This window comes from Cyanobium sp. NIVA-CYA 375 (assembly GCF_056108345.1).
In genome coordinates this window covers 21,045-32,380 of the sequence record NZ_JBSYHW010000031.1, presented here as the reverse complement: position 1 = coordinate 32,380, position 11,336 = coordinate 21,045, and the positions used below count along the sequence as shown (strand labels likewise).

At 62.5% G+C, this 11,336-nt stretch carries 15 protein-coding genes; 6 read left to right on the top strand and 9 right to left on the bottom strand.

The window, feature by feature from the left end:
* On the top strand, positions 1-694 hold a 694-nt coding region (locus AC01FP_RS09570), incomplete at its 5' end, for a PilZ domain-containing protein (protein WP_474479828.1).
* Positions 695-725: 31 nt separating this feature from the next.
* Here the strand turns inward: AC01FP_RS09570 and folP are convergent.
* The 3 genes from folP to AC01FP_RS09555 are packed head-to-tail and all read right to left on the bottom strand — an operon-like array spanning position 726 to position 2,615.
* Positions 726-1,625 carry a dihydropteroate synthase gene (gene folP / locus AC01FP_RS09565; protein WP_474479827.1) on the bottom strand — a complete coding sequence of 300 codons (900 nt, stop codon included), beginning with the start codon at positions 1,623-1,625 and terminating at the stop codon, positions 726-728.
* Positions 1,625-2,365: a triose-phosphate isomerase gene (gene tpiA / locus AC01FP_RS09560; RefSeq protein ID WP_474479826.1), complete on the bottom strand. Its 741-nt coding sequence runs from the start codon at positions 2,363-2,365 to the stop codon at positions 1,625-1,627. Before tpiA ends, folP begins: the two co-directional genes overlap by 1 nt.
* Before the next feature lie 43 nt (positions 2,366-2,408).
* The gene (locus AC01FP_RS09555; RefSeq protein ID WP_474479825.1) at positions 2,409-2,615 is read right to left on the bottom strand and encodes an RNA-binding S4 domain-containing protein; all 207 of its coding nucleotides are present in this window, start codon (positions 2,613-2,615) and stop codon (positions 2,409-2,411) included.
* 35 nt (positions 2,616-2,650) lie between these two features.
* On the opposite strand from AC01FP_RS09555, the gene AC01FP_RS09550 reads away from it, so the two are divergent.
* Genes AC01FP_RS09550 through AC01FP_RS09540 form a run of 3 tightly spaced genes read left to right on the top strand, consistent with a single transcriptional unit; the run spans position 2,651 to position 4,945 of the window.
* Positions 2,651-4,390 carry an ABC transporter ATP-binding protein gene (locus AC01FP_RS09550; RefSeq protein WP_474479824.1) on the top strand — a complete coding sequence of 580 codons (1,740 nt, stop codon included), beginning with the start codon at positions 2,651-2,653 and terminating at the stop codon, positions 4,388-4,390.
* The gene (locus tag AC01FP_RS09545; RefSeq protein WP_474479823.1) at positions 4,390-4,689 is read left to right on the top strand and encodes a hypothetical protein; all 300 of its coding nucleotides are present in this window, start codon (positions 4,390-4,392) and stop codon (positions 4,687-4,689) included. The genes AC01FP_RS09550 and AC01FP_RS09545 overlap by 1 nt, the downstream gene beginning before the upstream one ends.
* 22 nt (positions 4,690-4,711) lie before the next feature.
* The gene (locus AC01FP_RS09540; protein WP_106632964.1) at positions 4,712-4,945 is read left to right on the top strand and encodes a DUF6447 family protein; all 234 of its coding nucleotides are present in this window, start codon (positions 4,712-4,714) and stop codon (positions 4,943-4,945) included.
* 34 nt (positions 4,946-4,979) lie between these two features.
* Here the strand turns inward: AC01FP_RS09540 and AC01FP_RS09535 are convergent, their stop codons facing one another.
* From AC01FP_RS09535 to carB, 6 genes are all read right to left on the bottom strand, one after another.
* A complete protein-coding gene (locus AC01FP_RS09535; RefSeq protein ID WP_474479822.1) occupies positions 4,980-5,222 on the bottom strand; it encodes an ABC transporter substrate binding protein in 243 nt (80 codons plus the stop codon).
* A complete protein-coding gene (locus AC01FP_RS09530) occupies positions 5,152-5,346 on the bottom strand; it encodes a hypothetical protein (RefSeq protein WP_474479821.1) in 195 nt (64 codons plus the stop codon). Before AC01FP_RS09530 ends, AC01FP_RS09535 begins: the two co-directional genes overlap by 71 nt.
* Before the next feature lie 174 nt (positions 5,347-5,520).
* Positions 5,521-5,691, bottom strand: a complete 171-nt coding sequence (locus tag AC01FP_RS09525; protein ID WP_474479820.1) for a hypothetical protein — start codon at positions 5,689-5,691, stop codon at positions 5,521-5,523.
* A gap of 136 nt (positions 5,692-5,827) precedes the next feature.
* A complete protein-coding gene (locus AC01FP_RS09520) occupies positions 5,828-6,139 on the bottom strand; it encodes a hypothetical protein (protein WP_474479819.1) in 312 nt (103 codons plus the stop codon).
* A gap of 32 nt (positions 6,140-6,171) precedes the next feature.
* Positions 6,172-6,852: a DUF3386 domain-containing protein gene (locus AC01FP_RS09515; protein ID WP_474479818.1), complete on the bottom strand. Its 681-nt coding sequence runs from the start codon at positions 6,850-6,852 to the stop codon at positions 6,172-6,174.
* Between the two features lie 25 nt (positions 6,853-6,877).
* Positions 6,878-10,198 carry a carbamoyl-phosphate synthase large subunit gene (carB, locus tag AC01FP_RS09510; protein WP_474479817.1) on the bottom strand — a complete coding sequence of 1,107 codons (3,321 nt, stop codon included), beginning with the start codon at positions 10,196-10,198 and terminating at the stop codon, positions 6,878-6,880.
* Between the two features lie 97 nt (positions 10,199-10,295).
* Between carB and AC01FP_RS09505 the strand changes: the two genes are divergently transcribed.
* Positions 10,296-10,931 (top strand): DUF3318 domain-containing protein, encoded by a 636-nt coding sequence (locus AC01FP_RS09505; protein ID WP_474479816.1) that lies wholly within the window; start codon positions 10,296-10,298, stop codon positions 10,929-10,931.
* The gene (rsfS, locus tag AC01FP_RS09500) at positions 10,924-11,334 is read left to right on the top strand and encodes a ribosome silencing factor (protein ID WP_474479815.1); all 411 of its coding nucleotides are present in this window, start codon (positions 10,924-10,926) and stop codon (positions 11,332-11,334) included. Before AC01FP_RS09505 ends, rsfS begins: the two co-directional genes overlap by 8 nt.
* The last annotated feature ends 2 nt before the right edge of the window (positions 11,335-11,336 follow it).

Below are 11,336 nucleotides of genomic sequence, written 5' to 3'. Positions count from 1 at the left end.
CGCTCCTGAAATTTTAGCGGCCATGATAAGTCCCTTTGGAAAAGCGTTTGCCGTTACACCCAAAGGTTCCGATTCACTGGTATCAATATCTGGGCCTTATCTTCAAACTATGCTGCCTGCATCAATCTTACTTGGCTTCAATATTTTGATCCTCTTTCAAATAATTTTTGCATTAGGCGAGAGTGTTTCAGGCAGCTCACAGGGACTCCTAGCTTATGGGTGCCTTTGGTGTTGCTTTAATAGTGTTTTACTTGTGATCACTATTCTGATATCTGTTCAGCGGTCTCAGCCCAGACTTGAACATAGGATGTTAATTCAGAGACCATGCAAGCTCGTGAGTTCATGTGGCAAGACTTATGACGCTTTTCTAAATAACTTGTCAGTTACTGGAGCACTGTGTGAGATTCGCAACTCAATTTTTCACTTCCTCAATGAGGACTTAGTTCTTGAACTTGACAATAAAATCCAAATCCCAATTCACAGGATCTGGCGGGAGAGCAAAGATCAACTTGCATTTGCTTTCGCAGAGCTTTCGCTAGCCAACAAAAAAGAAATTGTCAGCTATGCTTTTGGCGGAGATTTTGCCTCGGCAGAGCAGCCAGTGGCAATCAATCCTATGAAAACCTTGATGAAAATTATAGCTGAGATAGCGAATATCAAGCCACGGCAAGCAAGACCAAGAAAATTATATTAAAAATTAGCTCCTCAATGACTTCAAATAATTTCTAATTATGGTTTAAGGCGTGAGCCATGTTCACCACATGAACCATCGGCCTGCCATCATGTACACGCACCACATCGACCCCGGCAGCCACGCAATGGGCTATCACTGCTGCCGTGCCCCAGATTCTGGCTGTAGCTCTGGATTCATTCAGCACTGCTCCGATGAAGCGCTTACGCGAAGGCCCCACCAGCAGCGGGAAACCCTCAGCACGCAAACAGGAAAGATTTCGCAGGAGTTCCAGATTCTGTTGATTGTTTTTAGCGAAGCCCAGGCCAGGATCCCAGATCAACTGACCTGGACGAATCCCGGCGGCCAGAGCCCGATCGGTTGCAGCCTGCAGTTCTGCCACGACACCTCGGACCACACCACCAGGTCCGTAGTCAATTCGTTGATCCATTGAGGTGCTGTCACCGCGGGAGTGCATCAGCACGTATGGGCACCCAGCTTGCGCCACCAGTGCAAACATGGCTGAGTCACGCTGGCCGCCGCTCACATCGTTGATCCAATCCGCTCCAGCCCGCAAGGCTGCATAGGCAACCCGGGCATGGAATGTGTCGATTGAGATCAGGGGGCTCTGCAGCGCGTCATGACTCGGCTGAATGCGACCCTGGATCTGGGAGCAATCCAGAGCCCCTGCAGCCCGAGCTGCCACGATCAGCTCAAGAGCCGGTCGCAGCCTTGCCCACTCCTGGTTGGCGCTGATAGCCTCCGCTCCCGGTCGGGTGCTCTGGGCACCTAGGTCGAGGATTTCCACACCCTCGGCAACCAAGCGAATGGCCTGGGCCAGGGCCCGCTCCGGGAGATCAAACCGGCCGCCATCGCTAAAGGAATCGGGGGTTAAATTGACAATCCCCATCACGCGAGTGCGGTGGTCAGTGCGCTGACCACAGGGCACGGTCATCACACCGAAGCCGGCACCTGGTAATTGGCGATGCGGGCAAAGCTCGCGGGGTCGAGCGAAGCGCCGCCTACCAGCACGCCGTCGATGTCGCTTTGGGCCATCAGGTCGTCAATGGTGGCCGGATTCACCGACCCGCCGTACTGCACTGTCACGCTGTCATTGCCAACCCATCCCCGGATCAGAGCGCAGATGCGGTTGGCCTCCTCAGCGGCGCAGGTTTTGCCGGTCCCGATTGCCCAGATTGGCTCATAGGCCACGATCAACAGGGTGGGATCCACGTCTTCCAGGCCCTGTTCAATCTGGCGATGAATCACCCGCTCGGTTTCGCTGGCCTCCCGCTGGTCAAGGCTCTCTCCCACGCACAGGATAGGCACCAAACCATGCCGCTGGGCGTTGCGGGCACGCAAATTGATCTGCTCGTCGCTCTCGCTGTAGTACTTGCGAGGCTCGCTGTGCCCCACGATCGCGTGGCTGACGCCGTGCTCCAGCAGCATCGGCGCCGAAATCATGCCGGTGTAGGCACCCTGGTCCTCCCAGTGGACGTTCTGACCGGCAATCTGCACGCCAGCTCCTTCGAGGTGGCGGCAGAGGGTGGGGATCGAGGTGAACGGTGGCGCGATCACCACCTCACGGTCGCCTGGCAGATCAGCGATAAGGGGCCGAAACGTAGCCGCAAAGGCCCGCGTCTCGGCGCAAGTCAGGTGCATTTTCCAGTTGCCCGCGATCACGGCCTTGCGCACCGGCCCATTCCAACGACATATTCAAAACCTAATGGGCCGCCGGTCAGGGCCTGGCTCGGGGCAGGTCGCGAGGAGGGATGAACAGCAACTCGCGCCCGTCGAGGTCCACCGCATCACCGGGGGCCAACTGACGACCGCGGCGGGTTTCGATGGCGCCATTCACGCGCACATCACCGCGCTGAATGCGCAGCTTGGCTTCACCGCCAGTGCCCGCCAGGCCTTGGTATTTGAGGAATTGATCGAGTTTCAAGGGGCGGCTTGGGGGAGCAGCGATAGCGTTAGCGCATGCTTGCACCCGCGCCGGCCGGCTTTCGACAACTCTGGCCGCTGCTGAGACCCCACCGCCGGCGCCTGCTGGCAGGTGGGCTCTGCATGCTGATCTATGTGGCCTGCTGGCCGCTACTGGCCTGGCTGGCGGGCCAGCTGATTCCGGCCATCGGCGCTGGCAACTTCCCGGTGGTGCTGCGCACGATCGCCGCGGCCCTGGGGCTGTTTTTGGTGCAGAAGGCGGCCCAGTTCGGCCAGGACACCCTGCTGGCCGGGCCGGCCCTGCGGGTGAGTCAGGAGCTGCGCCGCGGCCTGTTTGCCCGACTGCAACGGCTGGAATTCGGCGCCCTCGAGAAGCTCTCCGCCGGCGACCTCACCTATCGCCTCACTGAAGACGCCGACCGGGTGGGAGACGTGATCTACAAAACCATCCAAGACACCACCCCCAGCGCCCTGCAGCTGGTGGTGGTGCTCGGCTACATGGTGTGGCTCGATTGGCCCCTAGCCCTGGCCACCCTGCTGCTGGCGCCAGTGGTGGTGGTGCTGGTGAGCAGTTTTGGCGCCCGGGTAATGGCCGCCGCCGAACGCAGCCAGAAGCAGGTGAGCGAGCTGGCGGGCCTGCTGGGCGAAGCGATCGGTGGGCTGCCTTTAGTGCGGGCCTTCGCGGCCGAGCCCTGGCTGCAGCAGCGCTTCGACACCGAAATCGACCTGCACCGCCGGGCCCGCTACCGCACCCTCAAGCTGCTGGCCCTGCAGCACCCGGTGGTGGGCTTTCTGGAAGCGGCCGGCATCCTCACCGTGCTGCTGCTCGGCGCCGCCCGGATTCAGGCCGGCGGCCTCAACAGCCAGGGCTTCAGCAGCTACGTGGCGGCCTTGCTGATGCTGATCGACCCGATATCCCACCTCACCACCAACTTCAACGAGTTCCAGCAGGGCCAGGCCTCGCTGCGGCGACTGCGGGCGATCGAGGCCGAACCGGTGGAGGCTCCAGACCGGGCCACAGCCCAGCCGCTTGGCAGCGTGCGCGGCGAGCTGGTGCTCGAGCAGGTGCGCTTCGGCTACAACCCCGCCCAAGCGGTGCTGCACGACCTGGATCTGCAGGTGCAGCCCGGCCAGGTGGTGGCCTTAGTGGGCCCCTCCGGCGCCGGCAAAAGCACCCTGTTTTCCCTGCTACTGCGCTTCAACACCGCCCAGCAGGGCCGGGTGCTGCTCGATGGCCACGACCTAGCCGACCTGCGGGCCCGGGAGCTGCGCCGGGCCGTGGCCCTGGTACCCCAGCAGAGCAGCGTGTTCTCGGGCACGGTGGCCGAGGCGATCGCCTTCGGCCGGCCCGCAACGGAGGCGGCGATCCGCCAGGCCGCCAGCCTCGCCAACGCCGCCGGCTTCATCGAGGCCCTGCCCCAGGGCTACGCCAGCCGCATCGAAGAGCGGGGCAGCAACTTCTCTGGCGGCCAGCTGCAACGGCTGGCCATTGCCCGCGCCGTGCTGGGTAACCCGGCGGTGCTGCTGCTGGATGAAGCCACCAGCGCCCTCGATGCCGAAGCGGAGGAGGCGGTGCAGCGGGGCCTGGAGCAGGCGATGGCGGGCCGCACCGTGCTGGTGATCGCCCACCGACTAGCCACCGTGCAAGGGGCAGACCGGATCCTGGTGCTCGATGGCGGGCGCATCGTTGAACAGGGCAGTCACAATGAGCTGATGGCGCAGGGGGGCCGCTACCGCGAGCTCTGCGAGCGCCAATTCATTCATCTGCAAGCCTGATGGCGTGGGAATACCGGGTGATCCACATCAACGTGGAAAGCGGCAATCCGCCGGGTCCTCCCTCACCCAAGGCAGACAGTGAGCGGCTCGGCGGCGCCCTGAGCCCGGAGTTTCTCAAGCAGGAATTCCCGCAGCAATACGACGCCGCAGCCACCAAACCACGCCACCCGGCCGAACAACTGCAGTTTTTTCTCAATGCCCTCGGCAAGGAAAACTGGGAGATGGTAGAAGCTGCCCAGGTGGGGCCCCTGCTGATGTTTTTCTTCAAGCGACCGGTTGGCCTGCCACCCGTATCCTGAGATCTGCAGAAATTTGCCTCTCGTGGACAATGTCGCCCAGCAATCCGATAACCAGCCGCCGGTGCTGACCTTCGAGGGCAAGCGCTACGACCTCAACGGCTTGCCGGATGAAATGAAGGAGCTGGTGCGAGGCATGCAGGTAGCTGATGCCCAGCTGCGCATGCATGAAGACACCCTGAAGGTGCTTGCCGTGGGCCGCCAAGCTATGGCTAGCCAGCTCAACGACAAGCTGCAAAACATCACCCCCCTTCCCTGAAAAGAGGGGTGATCTGATGGGGGTGGGCTCTAGCTCACCACCTCTGAGCTTCCTTGATCAGCTCCTCAGGCAGGGTTACCCCAATCGCTGCGGCGGTGGCCTTGTTCACCATCAACTCAGTTTTGGTGAGGGGCTCGAAGGCCATTTTGGCCGGCGATTGTCCCTTCAATACCCGCACCGCCAGCTTGCCTGCGGCGTAGCCGTTATCAATGCAAGCCCAGCAGATCCTGGCGAGGCAGCCGGGCAGCTTGCTCCTGAATCGTGGCGTAATCGCCAATCTTCACGAAGGCATCTACCTCCTTGTCAGCCAGCACTTGGGCGGCCTGCAGCACTTCGCCGGAGTTGGCCACCGACTGCTCCACAACAGTGATATTGCGCTTGGCAGCCTCCTCATTAAGCACTTTGGCTTCATATTCGAAGTTTGGGTTCGCCTGGTTTGTAAATCAAACCGACGGTCTTGATAACGGTATTCACCCGACGCGCCAGATCCAGCTCCTTTCCCATCGGGTTGGTGCCGATCCTGCCGACCACGCTGGGGCGATGTTGACCCACGCCACCAGGGGGCGTGCCCACAGCTAGGACCATTCGGCAGCACTCCAGTCGCCAATCAAGCGACCCTCATGCAGCATCACCAGGCTGAGGTTCTGGCGCTGGCCGCCGGTCTGCCAGAGGCAAGCCCAGGCCGCTCCGCCAGCCACCAGGTTGAGCAGGTTGCTCTTGCCGGCGCCGTTGCTGCCGATCACCACCAGAAACTGGCCGGGGGGGGGCAGCTCAGCGAGAAATCGCTGATTAATTGCCGCAAGCCCGATCCCGGTAGGGGATGGCCCCAGCTGAGCACTTCAAGGCTGAGACCAGAGACACTGAGACCAGGGCCGGCGATCCTTAATCCAGCCTCCCCTGATCTGCCGAAAGGCCAGGGCAAAAAGTTGTAGCAGGGCCTTTGCCAACTTGAGATCGACCGGTTCGAGGCCCAACTGCAGGGCCCAGGTCAGCGAGCTGATGCCCATGGTCACATCTGCAAAGCCCTGGTAAGAAGCAACTAGGGGCCTCAGCCAAAGCCACCAGACCATTGGCAGCAGCGATTCCCACCGTGAGGGCTGGGAAGTTGAGGATGCGCAGCGTCAGGTAGGTGCCTAGGGCCAGGCCGGAATAGGCCAAACCCTGGTCGTAGGCACCAATCCAACGAGAAAACATGGCTGCATATTGCCTAGCAGCGGCCTCATGGCCTAAGCCAAGGGGGCAAGATCCTCGAAACGAAACACCTGGCGGCCAGCCGGCGTGTCGCCATGGGCAGCGGTCTCAACCACCCGCTCGCTCAGCACCCAGGGGCCCACCCGAGCCAGGGGCACAAAGGTGTCGGTGAAACGGCTGATGCCGCCCTTGGCTGCGCCGGTTGCTGGATCGGCGTACTGGCTGGTGTAACTGCGGCTCAGGTAGCCGCTGCCGGTGTCTGTTGTGCTCTCGGTGAAGATCGTCACCACGGTGCCGTGGATGTGGCGGTGCACCATCGTCACCACATTTGCCTTGATGCGATAGCGATCGCCTTCGTTTTTGCCGCCCACGATCACCTCAGTACCCACCGCGTCGGTGTCGCCGGCGCTGAAGGTGTTGGCGCCGTGGGTTTGCTCAAAGCTGCGCCGCACTCGGTGGATCGCCACCTCCCACAGCTGAGAAGCAAGGGCCTTGTGAATCTCCTCATCGGCGACGCCATCAACCTTGGCCTTGAGGTCGGCGCCCACCACGAAGCTGCCCTCGACCCTCTTTCCGTCTTGCTCCCAGATGCAGCGGCCCTGATAGCCACCGAAATCCGGCTCCCAGGTGTAGCGATTTTCATAGGCGGCCCGGAAAGCCGCCGTGCAGTCGCTGCCTGAGGTGATCTGGTTGCTGACTTGGGTGCTGGCTGTCAAAGCGGGATCTAGCGGGCCCCCAACCCTAACGAGTGGGTCCGGGGTGGATGTCTTGCAGGGCATTCACCTCAATTGTCTGCTGCTGCAACGCCGTGATTGCCTCCACCGCCGCCCGGGCCCCGGCCAGGGTTGTCACCGTCGGCACGGCGTAGTCGAGGGCGGCCCGGCGCAGATACTTATCGTCGTGGGCAGCCTGACGGCCGATCGGGGTGTTGATGATCAGCTGGATGCGGGCCGAGCGGATCGCATCTTCAATATTGGGCCGGCCCTCATGCACCTTGAGGATGGATTCCACCTGTAGGCCAGCGGTCCGAAGGGCCTCGGCGGTGCCACTGGTGGCGATCAGGGCAAAGCCAAGCCCCACCAGCCGCTCGGCCACGGGCAGCAGGGCCGGCTTGTCGCGGTCGTGGGTGGAGAGAAATACCGTGCCACTGATGGGCAGGGCTTCACCTGCGGCGAGTTCAGCCTTGGCGTAGGCCATGCCGGCGCTGCTGGCAATGCCCATCACCTCGCCGGTGCTGCGCATTTCAGGGCCCAGCAAGGTGTCGGAACCCGGGAAGCGCTTGAAGGGCAGCACCGCCTCCTTCACCGTCTGCAGTGGCGGGCGCGGTTCATCGGTAAGGCCCAGCTCCGCCAGGGTGCGGCCGGCCATCAGCTGACTGGCTACCTTGGCCAGGGGCACGCCGGTGGCCTTGGCCACAAATGGCACAGTGCGGGAGGCGCGGGGATTTGCCTCAATGATGAACACCCGCTCGCCGTGCTCAGGGTCGATTTGCACCGCAAACTGCAGGTTGATCAGGCCGCGCACCCCGAGGGCCAGGGCTAGGGCCCGGCTCCAGGCGCGGATCGTGGCCAAGGCTGCCTCGCTCAGGCTCACGGAAGGCAGCCAGCAGGCCGAATCACCCGAATGGATGCCGGCCGGTTCGATGTGCTCCATCACACCGCCGATCAGCACCAGCCCCTCCCGATCGCAAAGGGCATCCACATCCACCTCTATGGCGTTATCGAGGTATTGGTCGATCAGCACTGGGTGGTCGGGTTCCACCTGCACCGCTTCCACCATGTAGCGGTTCAGCTCGGCCTCGTCGTAGACGACCTCCATAGCGCGCCCACCCAGGACGTAACTGGGGCGCACAACCACTGGATAGCCAACGCGCTCGGCAATGGCCCGGGCCTCGGCCTCACTGCGGGCCAGGCCGTTGCGGGGCTGGCGGATCTCCAGCCGGCGCAGGATCGCTTCAAATTGCTCCCGATCTTCGGCCGCATCAATCGATTCAGGCGAAGTGCCCCAGATGCGGCTGCCGGTGGCCAGGCCCTCGGGGGAGGCCAGCCAGTGCAGCAGCGGAATCGCCAGCTTCAGCGGCGTCTGGCCACCAAACTGCACGATCACCCCCTCGGGATGCTCCACCTCAATCACGTTGAGCACGTCTTCGAGGGTGAGCGGCTCGAAGTAGAGCCGGTCGGAGGTGTCGTAATCGGTTGACACCGTCTCCGGATTGCTGTTCACCATCACGGTGGCGAAGCCTTCAGCCTGCAGGGCGAAGGAGGCGTGCACGCAGCAATAGTCGAATTCGATGCCCTGGCCGATGCGGTTTGGCCCGCCGCCCAGGATCATCACCTTGCGGCGGCTCTCGGGCTGCACCTCATTTTCAGGCGGCACGATCTCGAGCGCACCGGCGGTGTTGAGTCGCTCCAGCGGCCGCTCATAGGTGGAGTAGTGATACGGGGTGCTGGAGGCAAACTCCGCCGCGCAGGTGTCGACGGTCTTGAACACGGCGTTGATGCCAAGCCCCTGGCGGTGGCGCCGCACCGCCAGCTCATCGCTGCCCGTGGCCCAGGCGAGCTGGCGATCGGAAAAGCCCAGCTGCTTGAGCTCCAGCAGGGCCGGCGCCTCCAGCTCGGCGAGGCTGCGACCCTGCAGCAGTCGCTGTTCGACCTCGAGAATGTGGCGCAGCTTGGCCAAAAACCAGGGATCGATGGCGCTGAGCTGGTGGATCTCGTCGTCGCTGCGGCCGGCGACCATCGCCTCGCGCACGGCAAAGATCCGATCGGGGGTGGCGGTGCGCAAGGCCCGGGCCAGAGCCGGGGATTCCCAGCTGGCATCGGGCCGGTCGCAGCCCCAGCCGGCATGGCCCGTTTCCAGGGAGCGCAGGGCCTTCTGGAACGACTCCTCAAAACAGCGGCCAATTGCCATCGCCTCCCCCACCGACTTCATCGAGGTGGTCAGCACCGGCGGGCTGCCCCGGAACTTTTCGAAGGCGAAACGGGGGATCTTCGTGACCACGTAGTCGATCGTGGGTTCGAAGCAGGCCGGCGTAGCACCGGTGATGTCATTGACGATCTCGTCGAGGGTGTAGCCAACCGCCAGTCGGGCGGCGATCTTGGCGATCGGGAAGCCGGTGGCCTTCGATGCCAGCGCCGAGCTGCGCGATACGCGCGGGTTCATCTCAATCACCACCACGTCGCCATTGACGGGGTTGATCGCAAATTGAATATTGCTTCCGCCGGTGTCGACGCCGATCTCGCGAATGATCGCGATCGATTGGTCGCGCAGGCGCTGGTATTCGCGGTCGGTGAGGGTCTGGGCGGGCGCCACGGTTATCGAATCGCCGGTGTGCACCCCCATCGGATCGAGGTTTTCGATGCTGCAGACGATTACTACGTTGTCTGCGCTGTCGCGCATCACCTCCAGCTCAAATTCCTTCCAGCCCAGCAGCGACTGCTCCACCAAGATTTGGGAGACGGGGCTGGCCTCCAGACCGCTTTTGCAGAAGGCCCGAAACTCCTCGGGGTTGTAAGCGATGCCTCCGCCGCTGCCGCCCAGAGTGAAGGCCGGCCGGATTATGCGGGGGTAGCTGCCGATGACCTCGCCCACCCGCTCCGCCTCCTCCAGGGTGTTGGCTATGCCGGAGGGACACACCGCCACGCCGATCCGCTCCATCGCCTCCTTAAAAAGCAGCCGATCTTCCGCCTTGCGGATCGCCTGCAGATTGGCGCCGATCAGCTCCACCCCGTGCTTTTCCAGGGTGCCGTTTTCGGCAAGGGCAACCGCCAAATTGAGGGCCGTCTGACCACCCATGGTGGGCAGCAGGGCATCGGGCTGCTCAATCTCAATCACCCGGGCAACCACCTCGGGGGTGAGCGGTTCGATGTAGGTGCGATCCGCCATGTCCGGATCGGTCATGATCGAAGCAGGGTTGGAATTCACCAACACCACTTCGAAGCCTTCAGCACGCAGCGCCTTGCAGGCCTGCGTACCGGAGTAGTCAAATTCACAGGCCTGGCCGATCACAATCGGCCCCGAGCCCAGCAGCAGGATGCGCCTGAGGTCCGTGCGGCGGGGCATAGGGCGTGGGCAAGCCAAACCTGCCTAGCCTCTCACGCCCCCTCTGCAGCAGCTGCGGCTGGAATCGCTAACCTGATCCTTAACGCGAAAGCCCCAGATGAGCGAGCTCCAGCGCCTGAAAGGGCTGCTGCCCCCGGAATTGCAGAGCTGGGTGTTTGTTGAAGCTGCCGCTTCGGTGGAACCGCCCCTGATCACCATCGAGGAGATCGGTCGCGACGAAGTGGAAATTCAGGTTGACCTAGAAAGCTGGGATGGACTGGCGATCGACCATCGCAACCTGTTGTTTTGGCATGAGGTGGGCCGCATCCAGAACGATGCGGTACCTCGCGACGGCTGGGAGATGGCGGCCCTGGCGATTGGCCTGGGTGGAGCAATCGGTGAGCTGTGGGTCCAGGACGGCCTACTGCTAGTGATGGCCCTGGGTTTGTCCAGCTTTGCCGGCTATCGCCTTTACCTCAAAAACAACTCCGAAAAGCGGCTGCAGGACGCCATTTCCGCCGACGAACGGGCCATCGACCTGGCCACCCGCTTCGGTTACACCCTGCCCAATGCATACAAGAGTTTGGGTGGCGCCCTCAAGGAGCTGGTGGAGCAGACCCGCAAGAAAAAGAAGCGCTCCTTTTACGAAGATCGGCTCGAGGCACTGCGCAAGAGTGCCGCTAAGGCCCGGGCCGAAATGGCCCAGCAACAGGGCTCGCGTCAATCCGTCACCAGTGAGAACGTCTATGGCTGATTCCCCCGCCAGCGGGCCCACAACCCATCAGGAGCTCGACAGCGAGCAGCTGGCCAAGCTGGCGGCAGAAGCCTGTGACGACCGCAAGGCCGTGGACATTCGCCTGATCCGCGTTGATGAGGTGTCTTCTTTGGCTGATTGGTTTGTGATTTGCAGCGGCCTCTCCGACGTGCAGGTGCGCGCCATCGCCCGCTCGGCTGAGGATCAGATCGAGGCGACCACCGGCCGGCTACCCCTCCGGCGCGAAGGCCAGAAGGAGGGCCGCTGGATGCTGCTCGACTACGGCGAGCTGATCGTGCACGTGCTCACCCCTAGTGAGCGCACCTACTACGACCTCGAATCGTTCTGGGGCCACGGCGAACAGGTGCGCTTCGTAAGCTCAATCCCAGCAGTTTCTCCCTGAAC